This is a genomic window from Aminobacter sp. LjRoot7, assembly GCF_964252895.1.
Classification (GTDB): Bacteria; Pseudomonadota; Alphaproteobacteria; order Rhizobiales; family Rhizobiaceae; genus Aminobacter; species Aminobacter aminovorans_B.
Genome location: NZ_CAXUPX020000008.1, coordinates 22493 through 40838, shown reverse-complemented (window position 1 = coordinate 40838; position 18346 = coordinate 22493). Strand labels below are relative to the sequence as shown.

Genomic DNA, 18346 nt, shown 5'->3' with positions numbered 1-18346 from the left:
GCTCAGATGATCGGATTTGTTTCGTATCTCGTATTCTTCCTCACCGTCGCGCTGATCCTCGGCATCGCGACACTCGGGCTCAACCTGCAATGGGGCGGCACCGGCCTGTTCAACGCCGGCATCGTCGGCTTCTACGCCATCGGCGCCTATACCTTCGCCATCCTGACGGCGCCACCGCGACCGGAACTGCTCGGCAATTTCGAGCTGCCCTGGATCGTCGGCGTGGTCGGCGCGATGGCCGTCGCTGCATTGGCTGCCCTGATCACAGGGTTGGCCACAGTCAAGTTGCGAGGCGATTACCTTGCTGTTGCCACTTTCGGCATCGCCGTCACCATCCAACTGGTGGCAACCAACTTCGAGGCCTTGACCGGCGGCACGATGGGCATCGCCTCGATCCCCAACCCGTTTCGCGGGCTGTTTGCGACGCCGCTGGCCAACAATTTCGGCTACCTCGCCGTCATCGTGGCGATCCTTGCCGTCGCCTATGTCGCCCTCGAGCGCATCGCGCGCTCGCCATGGGGACGCGTGCTCAAGGCGATCCGCGAGGACGAAGTCGCCGCCGAGACGCTGGGCAAGAACACCCGTAGCTTCCGGCTGCAGGCGTTCGTCATCGGCTCGACGCTGATGGGCCTTGCCGGCGCGCTCTATGCCAGCTTCATCGGCTTCGTCAGCCCGTTCGACTTCCTGCCGATCCTGACCTTCCAGATCTGGGCGATGCTGATCATCGGCGGCAGCGGCAACAATCGCGGTGCCATCCTCGGTGCGGTCGTCGTCTGGGGCATCTGGAGCGTCATTGGTGCGGCGGCGTCGAAGATGTTGCCCGTGCAGCTTCAGATCTATGGCGGCGCCGCCCAGGCGATGATCATCGGCCTGGCGCTGGTGCTTGTGCTCTTGCTGCGTCCGCGCGGGCTGATCGGCGAGCGGCCGGTCACCTCGCGGCACGCCGCCTGAGCATCGGGCTGAACGGGCCGGCGCTTGCGCCGGCCAGTCAGTTCGTCTCGACGGCTTCCTTGCACAGCCGGCGCAGCAGCGCCTGCGTCGTCTCGATGTCGCCCTTGATCGCCTTGGCGGCGCCACGTGCGTCGCCGGCATCCATAGCCTCGATCAGGTCGCGATGGTGCGAGCTCGGCTGGTACTTGCCCGACACCAGCACCGGCTCGATATGGCCCGACAACATGCGCATATAGGGGCCGAAGCGCAGCCACAGGCTCTGGATGAACTGGGTGATGACGGGCGAGCCGCAGCACTCGTAGATGGCGAAATGCAGCTCTTGGTTCCGGACCATCATGTCCTCGAGGTTGCGGTCGTTGGCGGCCGCCTCATGCTCCTCGACGAGATGCCGGAAGGTCTTGCGGTCGGCGGGCGTGGAACGCTCGGTTGCGAGCTTGGTCGCCAGCGTTTCCAGCGCGATGCGCGTCAGGCAAAGGTCGTCGAGAGCCGCCAGGCTGACGGTCGGAACCTGCGCCGAGCCGGTGGTCAGCACCACCAGCGCGTTCTCCGCGATCAGCCGGCGCAGTGCCTCGCGCACCGGCATGTGGCTGGTCTTGAACGTGTCGGATAGCATAGCGATGGTCAGCGTCTGGCCGGGATCGAAATGGCCCGACATCAGCGCCTTGCGCAGCTGGCGATAGATACCGTCCTGTATCGTCGAACGCGACGACACAGGCTCCAGGAAATCGACGCTCATCCAGCTTCCTCTTTTGATCAAACGATGAATGTGCACATAGCATAGAAATCGCGCCGCGCGGTATCAAGCCGGCACGGCGCACATGAACTGTTTGCTGTGAGGGCGCTACCAGTCGACCTTCTGGCCGAGGCCGTTGTCGATCGCGTTCTTCACGGCGCGGATGGCTGCCGCGGCATCCTCAACGGCAATGCCGAGCGACTTGAATACGGTGAGTTCCTCAGGCGACGACCGTCCCGCATGCAATCCGGCAAGCACCTCGCCGAGTTCGGCGCGGGCATGGTCGGGGCCGATCACGCCGCGTTCGAGCGGCTGCAGCAGCTCGCCGCACTCGACGGAGGCCTGGCTGCGCGAATCGACGAAGAAGGCGGAAGTGGCAACGATGTCGTCGCCAAGCTCGCGGGCGGTGCGGTTGCTCGAGCCGACGGCATTGATATGGCAGCCCGGCTTCAGCCAGCTGAGCTCAACGATCGGCTCCTTGGAGCCGGTTAGCGTGCAAACGACATCGGCATCGGCGACTGCGGCCCGAGCGCTATTAGCCATCTCGGCGCCGCTGTTGCGGGCGAGTTCGACGAGCTTGTCGCGCGAGCGGCCCCAGAGCACGAAGGTTGCGTCTGGGATGACATGGCGCAGCGCTTCGATATGCGTCTCGGCCTGCGTTCCGGTGCCGAGCATGGCGATCGTCCTTGCGTCAGGCCGGGCCAGCGCCGCCGTTGCTACGGCCGAGGTCGCGGCCGTGCGGCGGGCGGTGATTTCGGTGGCGTCGAGCACGGCGCGCAACTGGCCGGTTTCGCCGTCGTTGAGCAGCACGGCGCCCTGGTGATTGTCGAGGCCACGCGCCGCATTGTCGTGCGCGACCAGCACATCCTTCAGGCACCAGAGCTTTTCGCCGCCAGCTTGCGAGAATGTCGGCATCAGCCCCATCAGTACCTCGCCGGGGCCGGCATTGAGCTGCTGGCGCGGAAACAGCCGGTAGCCGCCAGTGGCGAAATCAGCCAGTGCTGCGCGCATCGCGTCGATGCAGTCGGCCATGGGCAAAGCGGCGGCGACGGCTTGCCGGTTGAGGATCAGCATCGAAGACGGCTCCTTTGCTAGGCCAGACAGATATGCCGCCATAGCAGGCGATTACAATCCCTGGCGCCGGTCGTGCCACCGGGCCTGGGCGATGGCGACCGACGGGGCAGCGGCGGCGAAACTGCGAAACGGCAGGGCGCGCGGCGAAGCTTGCGGGATCGGCAATGCGTCGAGCGGCATGCCCGACGCAGCGTCGGCCAGCACCTCGCCGAGCATGGCCGTCAGGGCGATGCCACGGCCATTGCAGCCGATGCCGCTGATGAAGCGCGGGCCGAATTCATAGACATGCGGCAGGAAGTCGGTGGTCATGGCGGCGGTGCCGCGCCAGATGCTTTCGACCGCAGGCAGTCGCTGCAAGCCGAGCTCGGCCTGCAGGCGGCCTGCGACCATCGCGGCCATGCGCGCCTCAGCGCCAAGCGGAAGCATCGACATGCCGCCGCTGATCAACCGGTTGTCGCGGTCGAGCCTGAATGTGAAGAGGTTGGCGCGCGTGTCGGCGACGGGGTTCCGTTCCGGCGAAATGCGCCGCACCGTGGCCTCGTCGAGCGGGGCGGTGGCGATCTGGTAAACGCGCAGCGGCACGACGATGCGTCCGAGGCGGCGGGCAGCACCCTGTTCCGAGGCATTGGTGCACAAAAGGACCGTATCGGCGTCGATCGTGCCTCGTCCGCTGCTCAGCCGCCAGCCATTGCCCGATTGCTCGACGGCCTGGACGGGCGCGTGTTCGTGGATCGATGCACCGGCCTTGATGGCAGCACTCGCCAATCCATAGGCGTAGTTGAGCGGGTGCAGCGTGCCGCCGCTCTCGTCGATGAGGGCGCCGGCGTTATGCCTGAGGTTGGCGCGGCGGCGCGCCTCGGCAGCATCGAGCATACGCACCGGACGGCCCAGCGCCTGCCAGGCCTCCGCCCGGCGTTCGAGGATGCCGAGCATCTTGTCCGAATGGGCGACATGCATCCAGCCAACCTGCTCGGCATCGCAGGCGATGCCGAGTTCGCGGATGGTTTCGTAGACGCGGTCGGCGCCGCCGCCGATCATTTGCAACAGCCTGTGGCCGCGCTCCTCGCCAAGCTTGCCAACCACCGCCGCAGGGTCGGCCTTGGCGAAGTTGGGCACGACGAAACCGGCATTGAGCCCGCTCGCGCCGCTGCCGATCGTCTCGGCCTCAAGCACGGCGACACGGGTGCCACGACGGGCGAGGTGGAGTGCCGCGGTCAGGCCGGTGAAGCCGGCGCCGATGATCGCCACGTCGACCTTGCTTGTCGCGGGTAGCGGCTGGGTGGCAGGCGCCGGATTGGCGGTTTGCCACCACACCGTACGCATGTGCTGGTGCGGCGCGGTCTGTGCGGTGGTCATGATCTGGCGAATTCCGGCAGGCAAAAGGCGGTGACGGGTGGAACCGGCCCGGCAAAGGCTGTGATTTCGACCAGGCATGTCTGGGCGCTGCAGCCTTGCGACAAGCCGGACGCCGGCATGTCGAGAGTCAGAACGTTTGGGTTGCCGTGCTTTTCGAGCCCGGTCTCCGGGTCGGGGTCGAACCAGGCGCCGGTGTTGAGCCGCGCCACACCGGGCATGATGTCGCTGGTGATGGTCACTGCGGCCAGGCAGCGGCCGCGATCGTTGAACAGTTCAACGATCTGGCCTTCACCGAACCCACGTTGCACGGCATCCCCAGGGTTCATGTAGACCAGCTCGCGGCCATTCGACTTGCCGCCGGCACTGTGCGGGCTGGCGTCGAGCTGGCTGTGCAGTCGGCGCGCCGGCTGGTCGGTCAGAAGGTGCAGCGGGTATCTGGCGGCAAGTCTGGATCCCAGCCACTCGGCCGGTTCCATCCATGCGGCGTGGCCGGGACAGTCTTCCAGGCCGAAGCCGGCGATGCGTTGCGAGAAGATCTCGAGCTTGCCCGACGGCGTGCCGAGCGGCTTGCTCTCCGGATCGGCGACGAAGTCAGCGAGCATGGTGACTGGGCGGTCGAGCGGGGTGAGGTCGATCAGCCCGTCGCGCCAGAAGGTTTCGAAATCGGGCAGGTCGAGCCCGCGCGCGCGATTGAGCGGCCGGCATTCCTCGTAGAGCCGCGACAGCCAGCCGGCGGCATCGAGCCCTTCTGAGAAGGTTTCGCCGCAGCCGAGCCGCTCGGCCAGCTCTGCGAAGATGGCGTAGTCGTCGCGGGCTTCACCTGCCGGCGGCACAGCCTGCTTCATCGCAACGATGAAGGCTTCCAGCGTCGCCGAGCCGATATCGTCGCGTTCGAGCGAGATCGTAGCCGGCAAAACGATGTCGGCGCGCTTGGCCGTCGGCGTCCAGTACTGCTCGTTGACGATGACGGTTTCCGGCTTCTGCCAGGCCTTGAGCAGGCGGTTAAGATCCTGGTGATGGTGGAACGGGTTGCCGCCGGCCCAGTAGATCAGGTGGATGTCGGGGTAGTTCTGAGTCTTGCCGTTGTAGGTGAAGGGCGCGCCGGGATTGAGCAGCATGTCGGCGATGCGCGCGACTGGGATGAAGTCGGGAATGCCCGGCTTGAGCTGCGACAGCGTCGGGCCCTTGATGCGGGTGTGGGCGCTGCCGACAAGATTGGCCGCGCCATAACCCACGCCGAAACCGCCGCCAGGCTTCCCAATATGGCCGAGCATCGCCGCCAGCGTCACCACCATCCAGTAAGGCTGCTCGCCGTGGCTGGCGCGCTGCATCGACCACGACACATTGAGCATCGTGCGCGACGATGCCATGCGGCGCGCGAGATCGACGATTGTGCCGGCAGGCACGCCGCTGATTGCCTCGGCCCAATCCGGCGTCTTGGCCGTGCCGTCGACGGTGCCGGTGAGATAATGGAGAAAACGCTCGAAACCGGTGCAGCAACGGTCGAGGAAGGCTTTGTCGTGCAGGCCCTCGCTGTACAGCACCCATGCCAGCGCCAGCATCAGGGCGGTGTCGGTATTGGGCCGGCAGGCGATCCATTCCGCCGCATCGGCGACGGCGCCGAAATTGTCGCGCACCGGGCCGATATTGACGAAGCGGGTGCCGGCCGCACGCATGCCGGCCAGACCCGCCGGCACGCCGTGCAGGGCGACGCCGCCGGCGTTGATCTGGGCGTTCTTGACCGGCACGCCGCCGAAGCTGACGAACAGCTCGCAATGCGCAGCCAGAGTGTCCCAGGAGGAATGGCCGGCCATCAGCTCGTCCATGCTGGCCACGATATGCGGCAGCACGACATTGGCTGCGCCCAGGCTGTAGGAATCAACATGGCGGACATAGCCGCCGGCAGTATTCAGGAAGCGGTGTACCTGGCTTTGCGCGTGGTGAAAGCGGCCGGCACTCGACCAGCCATAGGAGCCGCCGAAGATCGAGGAATTGCCGTGGGTGGTGCGGACCCGGTCGATTTCGGCGGCAGTGAGGTCGAGTGCGTGGTCCCATTCGACTTCGACGAAGGGATCGCTGCCGCGCCGTTCCGGAGCCGCTCCCGGACCATGATCGAGCCAGCTCTTGCGTATGGCCGGTCGCCGGACCCGGAGCCTGTCGAGCGCCGGGTCGAGCTGGTAGAGGCCGATCGGGCTCGGGTCCCGATCGCGCCTGAACGGCTTGAGGGCGGGCAAACCGTTTCCACGGGGTTCGACCTCGTAGGTGCCCCAATGGGAAAGGGTGTAGCTGGTCATGCCCGTCCGGTACCCGTTGTTGCTTAGCCGTCGATTTCCGCCAGCAGCTTAGCCATATCTTCGGCGCTGATGGTCTTGTCGATGACCAGTTCCTCGCCCTCGATGTGCCAGGTCAGCGCGGGGCCGCTGATGTCGCCATTGACGTCGAACTCGATCGGACCGAGCGCGCCGACATATTTGATCGGCTTGCCGGCCTTGACCAGCTCCAGCGCCTTCTTGAACTCCGCCGGGCCGGTGCCGATGACTTCGCCGTCCGGCGTCTGGGTCTTGCGGATTGCGTCGCGGATCGCCGGGCCGGACAGGTCGGGCGCGATGTTCATGGCAAGGCCGAGGATGGTCACGGCGTCATATTCGTTGGAAATGCCGGGGCCATCGGCGCTGATGTTGTAGGCCGCCTTGAACGCTGCCTTGAACTCGTCGAGCGTGGCGCTCTGGGTCGAGGTGTTGTCGGTGCCGAACGCCTTGGTCAGGTACTTGGCGCCGACCGCCTTGACGAAGTCGGGGCTGCGCAGCGCGTTGTTGAGGATCAGCTGCTGCGTGCCGCCAAGCGAGATCCATTCGCGGGCGATGGTGGCGCCGTCCTGCGGGAAGGCGACGATGAACATCGCATCGGGCTTCTCGGCCAGCGCCGCCGAAACTTCGGCACGATAGGACGCCTGGTTTTCGTTGAAGGCGACAGCCTTGACCACTGCGCCGCCGAACTTCTCGGTCGCCTTGGTGAAATCCTTGACCAGGCTCGCGCCGTAGTCGGTGTTTACATAGATCATGGCGATGCGCTTGAGGCCGCGGTCGGCGGCGATCTTGGCCGGCAGGTAGGAGAGGTTCTTGACCACCGGGAAGGTGCGGAAGAAGAAGCCGCCGGTCTTGCCTTCCTGCGCCATCGTCGTCAGCACCGGGGCCGAGGAGCAGCAGGCGATCTGAGGGATCTGCGACGGTGCTGAAACCGAGGTCAGGATCGGGATGGTGACGCCGCTGCCGATGCTCGCCGACAGCGCCTTCACGCCCTCGACATCGACGAGATACTTGGCGGCGTCGACGCCGACATTGGGCTGGCCCTGATCATCGCGCAGCACGAACTCGACCTGGCAGCCCTTGACGCCGCCGCCTTCGTTGATGTTGGCGATGGCGAGCTGCGCGCTGTTGCCGATGGCCTTGCCCACCGCGCCCATCGAGCCGGTCAGCGACAGCACGCCGCCGATCTTGACCGGGCAGGCGGCGTCCTGGGCCATGGCCGACGAGGTGGAAAATGCGGTGGCTGCAAGCAGGCTGGCCAGCAACAGGCCCTTGGTTTTGTTCATCAGTCCGTTCCCCTTGTTTGGATGATGGCAGCCGCGTGCTCGTCTCAGGCCTTCGTGCCCGTTGGATGAGCCGTCGCGGAATGGTTCCTCACTTCCATCATTTGATCATAAGCGCACAAAATTTTTAGCTTGTAAAGCGAGGTGGAAGGACGTGATATTCGAGCGCCCTGGAGGCCGATTGGTAAAAATATGTATTTCTAATCATATGGTTGGGTAGTTTAGGTGCGCCTTGCATAGCCGCGAACGGCGGTAGTAAAGCGCCGTTTCTGGATTTCGGATTTTCGTCGAATTTGTGCTGGGCCGGGAGATTTTCGCCTGTCCGTAGGCTGAAAGCGGCTACGATGCGACGGTCGGTTAGGGCCAAGGTCAGGCCCGCTGGCATCTCGACAGCTGCGCTTGGCCAGCCAAAACCGGCCAGAACCATGCATGCGGGGATATTCGGGCTTGAAGGATGCCGATCCTGTTGGCATCTGGGCAAAAATAATATTTGCAAATGCATATGACTTGATTAGGCTGAAGCAAACCTGGCCTTCCGGACCGGGCAAAGAGGAGGAGAGCCAAGATGACAGCCACCCAGACGCTGGCGGATTTCGCGTCGGCAATCGCCACGGGCGCGGTCCAGATCGTCGACCTGACGGCGCCGCTGGGACCGGAGACGCCGGTCCTGTATCTGCCGCCGGATTTCGCCAAGAACACGCCGAAGTTCAAGATGCACGAGATCTCGCGCTATGATGCCAACGGTCCATGGTGGGCCTGGGGCTGGATGGAACTCGGCGAGCACACCGGCACCCATTTTGATGCCCCCGTGCACTGGATCTCCGGCAAGGACGTAGCCCAGGGCACGACCGACACGGTGTCGCCGCAGTCCTTCGTCGCGCCTTGCGTCGTCATCGACTGCTCGAAGGAGGTCGCTTCCAATCCGGACTTCCTGCTCACTGCCGACGGAGTGAAGGCCTGGGAGGCCGTGCACGGCCAGATTCCGCGTGGCGCCTGGGTGCTGATGCGCTCGGACTGGTATCCGCGCAACACCTCGACCGAGGCCTTCCTGAACGCCGACGAGAATGGCCCGCATACGCCGGGACCGAGCGTCGATTGCGTTCGTCTGCTGGTCGAGCGCGGCGTGCTCGGCTTCGGAAATGAATGCGTCGGCACCGATGCCGGCAGCGCGGTGGCGATGGATCCGCCTTTCCCGGCGCACAGCCTGCTGCTCGAAGTCGGCAGCTACGGCCTCGCCAGCCTGTGCAACCTCGACAAGCTGCCGGCCACGGGTGCCGTGCTGGTCGTGGCGCCGCTCAAGATCGTCGGCGGTACCGGCAGCCCGGTGCGCGCCTTCGCGCTCGCGCCACGCGCCTGATGCCGCGCGCCTGATCAAGCCTCATTGGGGACTGCGGCGGCTCCCACCGCCGCTGTCGCCGCAAGTGGATGGGCACCATCGGTCTTGCGGCGTAGGGCCGGGTTGCCTTGTGGCGCCCGGCCTTTTCGTTTGATGCGCGGTGCAATGCTCTGGACGGTTGCCGGATAATCGGCTTCATGGCAATCCGAACAGCGTCGAACTCCATCGAGCCGAACGGGTAGCAATGATCACGAAATACTTCACCGGGTCGTTCAGGGAAGCTGGCGACGGCAACCGTCTGCCCAGCCTCGGCGAAATCGGGCTCAACCGCTTCGCTCCACACCTCATCAACCGCCTGTCGGCGAGCTACAACGCCAACCTGCAGGAACGGTTGCGCCCGCTCGACCTGACCACACCGAAGATGCGGGCGATCGCACTCCTGACGATCTCGCCGGGGCTTACCGTCAACGAACTGTCCTTCCTTGCTGTTGTCGAACAGTCGACGATGAGCCGCACGCTCGATGCGCTGGAGGAGCAGGGTTTTGTCCGTCGCCAGTCACGCGCCGACGACATGCGCGTGCGCGAAGTGCACATCACCGATGCCGGCCGCGATGTCTTCCAGCAGTTCTGGCCGGTGCTGTTCGGCATCTTCTCGCAGCTGTTTGAAGGCATCGAGCCCGACGAATACGATGCCTTTATCGTCACGCTGCACAAGGTCCTGCGCAACATCGACCGGATCGGTGGCGGCGGTGAAGCTGCGGCCAAGAACGGCGACGCAAAGGCCGACGCCGAGGCCTAGTCGGCGCTGCGAGCTCGTCAGGCGAAGCTTCGAACCGTCGCCAACGCGCCGTCGAGCGACTTGCCGGCCTCGTCCTGCAGTGCTGCCTGAACGAGGCGCCTGAGCCAGGTCCCGCCGTCCTCGCGTGCCTTGAGCAGGGGCACCGCCGACAGCACCTTGTCGAACTTGCCCTGGCCGCGGCTGTGCGTGTCGGAATAGCCCTTCACCAGCCGGCGGCTGCCGATCACCGCGGAGGCCAGCTCGTAATTGGCGGGCAGGAGGGCTGAGGCCGTGTCCAGCCAGCTTGCGATATGTGCCATTTCGCGCTTGTGGCGCAGCATGGTGCGGCGCATCGGCTTGAGGCTGGAGAGTGCATAGAGCGCCACGAACCAGCCGACGGTGCCGGTGCGCACGCGCCGGCCCTTGCTGAACAGGCGTTCCAGCAGCTTGAGCAGCGTCGGGCGGTTCTCGATGAACTGGCCGAGAAACGCCGGCATGGTGCCGACAACTTCTTCGGCGCGCGGATGCATGTATTCGGTGGTGTAGACGAGCTGCTCGCCGGTGGCGCCGGTCTCCTTGCGGACACGTTCGAAACGCGTCGCGCGCGTCTTGAGATCGGCGACCCGCACGACATCGTCATAGGCCATGGCGATGGCGAGATATTTGGCGATTTCCTGGCTGAAGCCGAAATTCCTGGCTTCGCCGCCGGCATCGCGGTCAAGCTTGAGCAGCCGCGCCGCCGTGTCGAGATACTCCCCGGCATAACGCGGGTCCTGGAAGTCGACGAGCTTCTTCGCGCCGGCATAAAGCATCGGCGCCAGCACCGGCGGGAACTCGGCATGGATGCGGTCGAGCAGCCGGTCGAGCTTTGGGTGCCCGACCGACAAGGGCGCGTCCGGCAAAAGCTTTTCAGGCTTCCTGGCCACTTTATCCGGCTTGCCGTCGCAGGCGCGGTCGAAGGCGGCGCCAAAGGCCCGCAGGCTGGTCTCGACGCCCTTGCCGCCGGCGCGCACCGCAGCCTCGAAGGCCTGGCGTGGAAAGGGCAGGACATCGGCGCCAGCCAAGGCGCCGAACATAGCCGACGAAATGACGCTGCCGTTGTTTTCGGCCAGTGTCTGCATGTCGAAGATGATCGTCTTCCTGGCTGCGACGCCAAAGGCATCGACGACGGCGAGCGGATCGCCAATGCCATCGCCCGGCACCTCCTTTTCGCCGACGGCGTAGGAGCGGTGCGTCGAGGCGATCAGCGTCGTCCTGTCGGGCGTCACAAGTCCGCGCAGCATCGAGCGGCCGGCCTCCATGAACTCGGCGGCGAGCACGACATCGACATCGCCGGGCGTCGGCATCAGCGACAGTACCGGCATCTGGCCGCCCTTGGGCTTGAGCATCTCGACATAATAGATCGTGGCGCCGGTGCGCTGGGCGACACCCGGCACCGAGGTCGACTGCGCCACCCAGCCCTCGGCCTCGGCAAGCGCTACCACCCAATCGGCGAGCACGCCGCCGCCTTGTCCGCCCATGGCAACGATGGCGATCGAGATCGGCTTGTCGTCGACTGAAATCGGGGTCATCGCACTGCTCATGTCGTTCACCCGAAGACCACGCGCCGGGCTTCGCGGCGGCGCTGCAGGAAGCCGATCACGGCGTTGCGCAGCCTGGCTGCGAAGCGGTCGCGCCGGGTGGGGTTATAGATGATGTCGGCGCGGTAGAAGGACGGGCACAGCACCGCCGCTTCCGAGACCTCGCCGCAATTGCCGCAGCCGACGCAGGTGTTGTCGATCGCCACCACCGGATCGTCGCGTAGCGGATCGTCGGTGTGCTTGAGCGAAAGCGACGGGCAGCCTGACAGGCGGATGCAGGCATGGTCGCCGGTGCAGGTGTCCTCGTCGACGCCGAAGCGTTCGCGCACCATGCGCTGGCCGGATTTCACCGCCTTGGAGAACAAGGGCTTTTCGCGGCGCTGTCGGTTCAACATGCACTCGGAGGAGGCGACGATGATCTTCGGCCCTTCCTCCTTCGAGGTCAGCGCCTCCTTCAGCGTGTCGCGCATTTTCGCCACGTCATAGGTGCGGTCGATCTGGCGCACCCATTTGGCGCCGATGCCCTTCACCGCCTTGACGATCGAGTTGTTGGTCGAGCGCTCGGGATTGTCGGCGCGTGAAGAGAGGATGTCTTGGCCGCCGGTCGCCGACGAGTAGTAGTTGTCGACGACCATGATGACGCCGTCATGCTTGTTGTAGACGGCGTTGCCGACCGAGGTGGTGAGCCCGTTATGCCAGAAGCCGCCATCGCCCATGACCGAGATGGCGCGCTTGCCGGCGTCGACGTTGAAGGCGGATGCCGAGGCTGGGCCGAGGCCATAACCCATTGTCGAGCCGCCGATGTTGAACGGTGGCAGGATGGAAAACAGGTGGCAGCCAATGTCGGCCGAGACGTGGTGTTCGCCGAGCTCCTGCTCAACAAGCTTCATGGCGGCAAAGATCGGCCGTTCCGGACAGCCGGTGCAGAAGCCGGCGGGGCGGGCGGGCACGACGGCGTTCAGCGCCTTGACCTTCGGATCGGCAAGCACCGCATCCGCGCTCGGCAGCGGCGGTCGGTTGCCGAGAAGCGCTACGGCATGTTCTTCCAGGAAGGCCTGGATGCCGTTCATTAGCACGGCCGCGGTGTAGTCGCCGCGGATCGGCAGCATGCCCTTGCCGGCGAGCCAGGTGTTGATGTCGCGCCGGCGCAGGATTGAGTTCACTGCCTGCTCGAGATAGTCGGGGTGGCCTTCCTCGACCATCAGCACGGCGCGTTTGCCGGCGCAGAATGCCGACACCTCGTCGTCGATCAGCGGATAGGTGACGTTGAGCACATAGAGCGGGATGACCGTGTTGCCGTAGGCGTCGGCAAGCCCCAGCAGCTGCAGCGCGCGCATCACCGAATTGTACATGCCGCCTTGCAGGATGATGCCGACATCGCCCTCGTCGGGACCGAACCATTCGTTCAGCTTGCGGCTCTTGATGAAGTCGATGGCCGCCGGCCAGCGCTTCTCGATCTTCTCGCGGTCGTGCACGGTGATCGACACCGGCGGCAGCACGATGCGGTCGAGGTCGCGCACCGGATTTTCCAGCGCTTGCTTGATGGTAAACTCAGGGCGCTTGTTGTCCTTGGCGATGAACTGGCCATGCACATGGCAGGCGCGGATGCGCACCTGCATCATCACAGGCGTATTGGACGCCTCCGACAATTCGAAACCGTCCTCGACCGATTTGACGATCGATTCGAGATTGGGGCGCGGGTCGAGCAGCCACATCTGCGATTTCATCGCGAAGGCATGGCTGCGCTCCTGCGGGATCGACGAGCCTTCGCCATAGTCCTCGCCAAGGATGATCAGTGCGCCGCCCTTGACGCCGCTCGAGGCAAGGTTGGTCAGTGCGTCGCAGGCGACATTGGTGCCAGCCGTCGATTTCCAGGTCACCGCGCCACGCAGCGGATACATCACCGAGGCCGATAGCATGGCGGCAGCCGCTGCCTCGGAGGCGGAAGACTCGAAATGCACGCCGAGTTCGTCGAGCACCGGCTTGGCGTCGGCGAGCACGTCCATCAGATGCGAGATCGGCGAACCCTGGTAGCCGCCGACATAAGACACGCCGGACTGCAGCAGCGCCTTGGTGATGGCCAGGATGCCCTCGCCGCGAAAGAGATCGCCCTCACCGAGCTTGAGGTCTTGGACCTCCCGCGCAAAAGACCGTTCCGCCATGTCGACCCTCCCAGGCGTGGCAAGACCGCTGCCACCATGGCTCGACGCCCCTCAGGGCCGCCAGGCTTGCCGGGCGTCGAGCTGCATATCTATGAAAATGCATATTCATGAAAATGCATGGATCTGTCAATCGCTCAGGGGCGGACCATATCCTTAGGGAGAAGAATATGTGGAAGGGCAGGCGTTGGTCATCGCCTGTCCAATGCATGAGATGCATGTCGGTGCATATATAAACAAGTCGGCGTCGCGGCATCCGCCTGCGACGCCTGAAATTCCGCTTAGCTGGTCCGGCGATGCCAGCGCAGCGACATGCAGGACAGGCCGGCGTCGACCTTGCCGATCTCGGTCGTCTTCACCGGCACAACAATGTAGCCGAGCCGGTCGAGCATCTCGATCGTGCGCGGATAGTCCGAGCCGACCATGACCACGCCATTGACGCGCAGCGCGTTCGCCGCAGGTTCCTCGCCTGCCGGGATCGTCACCTTGCGGAAGCCATCGAACACGCCGGAGCGGCCAAGCCTTTCCGTGGTCAGCATCGTCTCGTCGTCGAGCAGCGAGCAGTCGGTCTTGAAATGCAGCACGCCTTCGGGCGTCTGCACGATCTCGGCCTTGCGCCCCAGCCGGTCAAGGCTGGCGACGAGGCCTTCGGCGCCGGCGCGGTCGGTGCGGGCCGACAGGCCGATCATCACGCTTTTGGGCGTCGTCAGCACGTCGCCGCCGTCGGCGAAGCCGGGCGAGGGCAGGTCGAGCACGGTGCCGAACATTGCTTTCAGCGTCGGCGCGATCTCGGCGGTTTCTTTGATCCGCGTCTCGGCGCCGGGCCTGAGCAGGATCGCCCCCTCGGGAAAGACGAGTGCCGGGTCCTCGACGAAGATCGAGTCCGGAAAGCTTTCCAGCGCCGGCAGCACGGTGACCTCGACGCCCGCCGTCCGCATGGCTGCGATGTAGGCAACATGCTCTGCCTTGACGCCGTCATAGGTCGGGTTGCCACGGTCGTCGGCGCGCAGGCCGTTGACCACCGAGCGCGCCGGCTCGCGCACGATCGCCGCGTTGAATTCGTAGACGGCTGGCTTGGATGTCATGCGGCGTGCTCTCTTGCTGGGGCATTGGATCGACCGCAGCCTGCCCGAAACCGCAGGTCATGTCGACGGGCAGAGCATGGGCCAGGGTGACGGATGCGTCACTGGCCCCGCGCGCGCCGAAACTCGCTCGGCGACTGGCCTGATATGCGCCGAAAATCGCGGCTGAAATGATAGGGATCGGCATAGCCTGAGCTCAAGGCCACCGCCGATATCTTGGCGTCGGAGGAAGTCAGCAGCCGCTTGGCGAGGTTCATCCGTTCGTGGCGCATCCAGTCCATTGGCGTGGTGCCGGTCTTCTGGCGGAACTGGCGGTGCAGCTGTGAAGCGCTGAGGCTGGAGATATCGGCCATGTCCTCGATCTGCCAGTTGCGGGCGATGTCGGCCCTCAGTGCCCGCATCAGCCGCTGGATGCGCTCGCCGCTGTCTTCTTCCTGCTCGCCGCGCTCGGCGACCAGCAGGGCGACCAGCTGGCCGACGATGGCGCTCGACAGCGCGTCGGTGGTCTGGCTGCGATGGGCGAGTGTTGCGAGCGCCTGTTCGAACAGCGGCTCGGCCGCGCTCGATCCGGAAAAGACCGGCTGTTGGCCGACACGCAGGAAGGCAAACACTGCGTCGAGGCCGTGGCCGTCGATGCTCATCCAGAGATAATGCCAGTGGTCGGCTTCGGGGTGGCACCCATGGGCGTATTGCATCGCCGTGTCGAGCCAGACGACGCTGCCGGCCAGGGCGGCGAAGCGCTGGCCGGCGACCTCGATCAGGCCGCGGCCGGAGATGGTCAGGATCAGCGTGTGGTGGTGGAAGCGGCGCGTCACCAGCCCGTTGTCGCCAGTGAAGCGTGTGCGCCCGGCGACCAGGATCTTGTAGGGATAGGCCTCGGCATGCCGGCCCGGTGTGTGGAACAGGATTTCGTCGCGATGGTCTTCGGTCATTTTTGCGCAGGCCGGTCAGCTGGTCCGTTGCCAGCGTTGTAGCGGCATGCTTCCGACGATGCGAGTTTTATCCATCAAGCCGCGAGTTCGGTGCATTCAAATCGGCGCCATTGCCGCTAGCCTAAGGCAGGCTGCCGCATCGTGGCGGCAATCCAGTTGGAGCGACCAGATGGCGACCGCTACCCCAAAGGCAAGCGTATCAGGCACGGCATTCGAGCCGCTGTCGCCAGCTTTCGCCCAGAACCCCTATCCGGCCTATGCGGCGCTGCGCGACATGGGCGAGCCGCAGTTCTTCCCCGACTTCGACATGTGGCTGGTCGCCCGCTTCGACGACGTTGCCGGCATTGCCCGCGACAACTCGATGGTGCGCTCGCCCGACTTCTTCATGTCGGCCGAGGAAGTGCATGAGCAGAAGCGGCTGCAGAACTGGCTCGACATACCGCATCATGAGCGCTTCGTTCAGTTCTCCATGCTCGACAGCGATGGCGAGGTGCACGACCGGTTGCGCAAGCAGGTGTTCCGCGAGTTTACCCCCGCCTTCATCGCCCGCCAGCGCGGCATGATCCAGAGCTTCGTCGACAAGCTGATCGATAGCCTGATCGACAAGGGCGAGATCGATTTCGTCGAGGACCTCGCCGCCCAGGTGCCGGGCCACATCATCGGCCGCGTGCTCGGCGTGCCTGACGAGGATTGCCCGCAACTGCGTGGCTGGTCGGAAAAGGTCGTGCAGTTCTTCGACATCAACCGCACCGACGAACGCAAGGCGCTGGCCGAGCAGGCAACGACCGAGTTCTACCACTATCTCCAGAAGCTGATGGCCGAGCGCCGCGCCGCGCCGCAGGAAGACCTGATCACCCGCCTGATCGCGGCGCAGGATGCCGGCCAGCTCAACGAGGACGAGCTTGTCTCGACCTGCATGCTGATCCTGATGGCTGGCCACGGTTCGACCATCGACGTGCTGGGCTCGGGCATGCATGCGCTGCTGCGCTTCCCTGACCAGATGGAGCGGCTGCGAAAGGACCCCAGCCTGATCCACACGGCGATCCAGGAGATGTTCCGCTTCGAATCGCCGCTGCCGTTCTTTCACCGCTACTCGACCACCGACTGCGTGGTCGGCGGCAAGGCGTTTGCGCGCGGCACCAAGTTTGGCCTGCTCTACGGTGCGGCCAATCGCGACCCCGAGGCCTTCGGCGATGACGCCGCCAGCTTCGATGTCGGCCGCAACCCCAACCGTCACCTCGCCTTCGGCGGCGGTGCCCATTTCTGCCTCGGCAACCACCTGGCGCGCCTCGACATGGAGGTGATCTTCACCACGCTGATCAAGCGGCTGAAGTCGATTGCGCTCGCCGATGCCGAGCCCCAATACAAGCCCGGCCTGTCCGTGCGTGGCCCCAAGGCGCTGCGCCTGACACTGACCCCGGCCTGATTCAGGAGATAACTTATGTACCGCGTAACCTTCGTCGACGCCGACGGCCAGGCAACCGAGCTCACGGCCAATGAAGGCCAGAGCGTCATGTCGGTGGCCGTCGCCAATGGCATCGACCAGATCCTCGCCGAATGCGGCGGCTCCTGCGCCTGCGGCACCTGCCACTGCTATGTCGACGAGAGCTGGACCGAAAAACTGCCGGCGCCTGACGATTCCGAGCAGGGCATGATCGAATGCTTGATGAACCCGACGGAGCGCAGCCGGCTGACCTGCCAGCTCAAAATGTCGACTGCCCTCGATGGCCTCGTCGTGCATTTGCCGCGCGAGCAATATTGAGCGTGGCCGCCCCCGCCTAAAGGCGCTATCTCTAGGGCTTCCCGGTAACAGGAGGCTCTGATGACGCTGCAACTGACGGGCATTCACCACCTCACCGCGATCACCGCCGACGCCCCCGGCAATCTGCGTTTCTACACGCAGACGCTGGGCATGCGGCTGGTCAAGAAGACGGTCAACCAGGACGACACCAGCGCCTACCACCTGTTTTACGCCGATGGCAAAGCAAGCCCGGGCTCGGACCTGACCTTCTTCGACTGGCCGGTGGGGCGCGAGAAGCGTGGCACCCACAGCATTTGCCGCACCGGCTTGCGGGTTGCCGGCGAGGCGTCGCTGACCTGGTGGCGCGAGCATCTTGCGGCCAAGGGCATCGAGGCCTCCGAAATCACCGATATTGGCGGCTACCGGTCAGTCGATTTCGAAGACCCCGAGGGCCAGCGCCTGCGCCTGGTCGATGATGGCGGCAGGGGGCCGGCCAACGAGTGGTCGGCAAGCACCATCCCGGCTGAACACCAGATCAGGGGCCTCGGGCCGATCACCATCAGCGTGCCCGACCTTGCCAACACCGAACTGGTGCTGACCAAAGTGATGAACTTGCGCAAGCTGCTCGATTTCCCGTCGCCCGACGGCGAGGGCCATGTCCATGCCTACGAGATGGGTGAGGGCGGGCCGGCGGCAGAGCTGCATGTCGCGGTGCAGCCCAAGCTCAACCCCGCCATGCAGGGCGCCGGCGGCGTCCACCACGTCGCCTTCCGCACGCCTGATGTCGAGCAGATCCACGAATGGACGGCGCGGCTGCAGGAGTTCCGCCTGCCGTCGAGCGGCGAGGTCGAGCGTTATTATTTCCGCTCGCTCTACTTCCGTGAACCCGCCGGTGTACTGTTCGAGATCGCCACCGACGGCCCGGGCTTTGCCGTCGACGAGCCGATGGAGACGCTCGGCGAACGCCTGTCGCTGCCGCCATTCCTCGAGGGCAAGCGGGCTTCGATCGAGGCAAGGCTCAAGCCCCTGGTTTGA

The 18346-nt window shown here is 65.1% G+C and carries 15 protein-coding genes; 6 read left to right on the top strand and 9 right to left on the bottom strand.

Translation table 11 applies throughout. From position 1 onward, the window contains the following. Positions 1–6: 6 nt before the first annotated feature. Positions 7–951, top strand: a complete 945-nt coding sequence (locus tag ACSQ3E_RS21035; protein ID WP_436124184.1) for a branched-chain amino acid ABC transporter permease — start codon at positions 7–9, stop codon at positions 949–951. Between the two features lie 37 nt (positions 952–988). Here ACSQ3E_RS21035 and ACSQ3E_RS21030 read toward each other — a convergent pair whose 3' ends face one another. From ACSQ3E_RS21030 to ACSQ3E_RS21010, 5 genes are all read right to left on the bottom strand, one after another. After that, positions 989–1687: a GntR family transcriptional regulator gene (locus ACSQ3E_RS21030; RefSeq protein ID WP_310325286.1), complete on the bottom strand. Its 699-nt coding sequence runs from the start codon at positions 1685–1687 to the stop codon at positions 989–991. A gap of 105 nt (positions 1688–1792) precedes the next feature. After that, positions 1793–2758: an ornithine cyclodeaminase family protein gene (locus tag ACSQ3E_RS21025; protein WP_436124183.1), complete on the bottom strand. Its 966-nt coding sequence runs from the start codon at positions 2756–2758 to the stop codon at positions 1793–1795. A gap of 51 nt (positions 2759–2809) precedes the next feature. After that, positions 2810–4114, bottom strand: coding sequence for an NAD(P)/FAD-dependent oxidoreductase (locus tag ACSQ3E_RS21020; RefSeq protein WP_436124182.1), 1305 nt, complete (start codon positions 4112–4114; stop codon positions 2810–2812). Continuing rightward, positions 4111–6408 carry a molybdopterin guanine dinucleotide-containing S/N-oxide reductase gene (locus tag ACSQ3E_RS21015; protein ID WP_436124181.1) on the bottom strand — a complete coding sequence of 766 codons (2298 nt, stop codon included), beginning with the start codon at positions 6406–6408 and terminating at the stop codon, positions 4111–4113. The genes ACSQ3E_RS21020 and ACSQ3E_RS21015 overlap by 4 nt, the downstream gene beginning before the upstream one ends. A 23-nt stretch (positions 6409–6431) precedes the next feature. Continuing rightward, positions 6432–7706, bottom strand: a complete 1275-nt coding sequence (locus tag ACSQ3E_RS21010; protein WP_310325274.1) for an ABC transporter substrate-binding protein — start codon at positions 7704–7706, stop codon at positions 6432–6434. Positions 7707–8268: 562 nt separating this feature from the next. Here ACSQ3E_RS21010 and ACSQ3E_RS21005 point away from each other — a divergent pair. Further along, positions 8269–9060: a cyclase family protein gene (locus tag ACSQ3E_RS21005; RefSeq protein WP_436124180.1), complete on the top strand. Its 792-nt coding sequence runs from the start codon at positions 8269–8271 to the stop codon at positions 9058–9060. 226 nt (positions 9061–9286) lie between these two features. Continuing rightward, entirely contained in the window at positions 9287–9838 is a 552-nt protein-coding gene (locus ACSQ3E_RS21000) for a MarR family winged helix-turn-helix transcriptional regulator (RefSeq protein WP_436124365.1), read from the top strand. Between the two features lie 17 nt (positions 9839–9855). Here the strand turns inward: ACSQ3E_RS21000 and ACSQ3E_RS20995 are convergent, their stop codons facing one another. From ACSQ3E_RS20995 to ACSQ3E_RS20980, 4 genes are all read right to left on the bottom strand, one after another. Then, positions 9856–11388 (bottom strand): indolepyruvate oxidoreductase subunit beta family protein, encoded by a 1533-nt coding sequence (locus ACSQ3E_RS20995; protein ID WP_436124179.1) that lies wholly within the window; start codon positions 11386–11388, stop codon positions 9856–9858. Between the two features lie 17 nt (positions 11389–11405). Further along, the gene (locus ACSQ3E_RS20990) at positions 11406–13559 is read right to left on the bottom strand and encodes a thiamine pyrophosphate-dependent enzyme (protein WP_436124178.1); all 2154 of its coding nucleotides are present in this window, start codon (positions 13557–13559) and stop codon (positions 11406–11408) included. A gap of 278 nt (positions 13560–13837) precedes the next feature. Then, positions 13838–14641, bottom strand: coding sequence for an arginine deiminase family protein (locus ACSQ3E_RS20985; RefSeq protein ID WP_436124177.1), 804 nt, complete (start codon positions 14639–14641; stop codon positions 13838–13840). A 98-nt stretch (positions 14642–14739) separates the two neighbouring features. Next, on the bottom strand, positions 14740–15570 hold the full coding sequence (locus tag ACSQ3E_RS20980; RefSeq protein WP_436124176.1) for an AraC family transcriptional regulator: 831 nt from the start codon (positions 15568–15570) through the stop codon (positions 14740–14742). A 169-nt stretch (positions 15571–15739) separates the two neighbouring features. Between ACSQ3E_RS20980 and ACSQ3E_RS20975 the strand changes: the two genes are divergently transcribed. The 3 genes from ACSQ3E_RS20975 to ACSQ3E_RS20965 are packed head-to-tail and all read left to right on the top strand — an operon-like array spanning position 15740 to position 18346. Continuing rightward, positions 15740–16996: a cytochrome P450 gene (locus ACSQ3E_RS20975; RefSeq protein WP_436124175.1), complete on the top strand. Its 1257-nt coding sequence runs from the start codon at positions 15740–15742 to the stop codon at positions 16994–16996. A gap of 15 nt (positions 16997–17011) precedes the next feature. Beyond that, on the top strand, positions 17012–17332 hold the full coding sequence (locus ACSQ3E_RS20970; protein ID WP_436124174.1) for a 2Fe-2S iron-sulfur cluster-binding protein: 321 nt from the start codon (positions 17012–17014) through the stop codon (positions 17330–17332). Between the two features lie 60 nt (positions 17333–17392). Then, positions 17393–18346 carry a ring-cleaving dioxygenase gene (locus ACSQ3E_RS20965; RefSeq protein WP_436124173.1) on the top strand — a complete coding sequence of 318 codons (954 nt, stop codon included), beginning with the start codon at positions 17393–17395 and terminating at the stop codon, positions 18344–18346.

Excerpts from the sequence above, each read along its gene's own strand:
- ACSQ3E_RS20980 (WP_436124176.1), bottom strand. The coding sequence starts at position 15,570 with ATGACCGAAGACCATCGCGACGAAATCCTGTTCCACACACCGGGCCGG.
- ACSQ3E_RS20995 (WP_436124179.1), bottom strand. The coding sequence starts at position 11,388 with ATGACCCCGATTTCAGTCGACGACAAGCCGATCTCGATCGCCATCGTT.
- ACSQ3E_RS21020 (WP_436124182.1), bottom strand. The coding sequence starts at position 4,114 with ATGACCACCGCACAGACCGCGCCGCACCAGCACATGCGTACGGTGTGG.
- ACSQ3E_RS21015 (WP_436124181.1), bottom strand. The coding sequence starts at position 6,408 with ATGACCAGCTACACCCTTTCCCATTGGGGCACCTACGAGGTCGAACCC.
- ACSQ3E_RS21035 (WP_436124184.1), top strand. The coding sequence starts at position 7 with ATGATCGGATTTGTTTCGTATCTCGTATTCTTCCTCACCGTCGCGCTG.
- ACSQ3E_RS20965 (WP_436124173.1), top strand. The coding sequence starts at position 17,393 with ATGACGCTGCAACTGACGGGCATTCACCACCTCACCGCGATCACCGCC.
- ACSQ3E_RS20990 (WP_436124178.1), bottom strand. The coding sequence starts at position 13,559 with ATGGCGGAACGGTCTTTTGCGCGGGAGGTCCAAGACCTCAAGCTCGGT.
- ACSQ3E_RS20975 (WP_436124175.1), top strand. The coding sequence starts at position 15,740 with ATGGCGACCGCTACCCCAAAGGCAAGCGTATCAGGCACGGCATTCGAG.
- ACSQ3E_RS21030 (WP_310325286.1), bottom strand. The coding sequence starts at position 1,687 with ATGAGCGTCGATTTCCTGGAGCCTGTGTCGTCGCGTTCGACGATACAG.
- ACSQ3E_RS21025 (WP_436124183.1), bottom strand. The coding sequence starts at position 2,758 with ATGCTGATCCTCAACCGGCAAGCCGTCGCCGCCGCTTTGCCCATGGCC.
- ACSQ3E_RS20970 (WP_436124174.1), top strand. The coding sequence starts at position 17,012 with ATGTACCGCGTAACCTTCGTCGACGCCGACGGCCAGGCAACCGAGCTC.
- ACSQ3E_RS21005 (WP_436124180.1), top strand. The coding sequence starts at position 8,269 with ATGACAGCCACCCAGACGCTGGCGGATTTCGCGTCGGCAATCGCCACG.
- ACSQ3E_RS20985 (WP_436124177.1), bottom strand. The coding sequence starts at position 14,641 with ATGACATCCAAGCCAGCCGTCTACGAATTCAACGCGGCGATCGTGCGC.
- ACSQ3E_RS21010 (WP_310325274.1), bottom strand. The coding sequence starts at position 7,706 with ATGAACAAAACCAAGGGCCTGTTGCTGGCCAGCCTGCTTGCAGCCACC.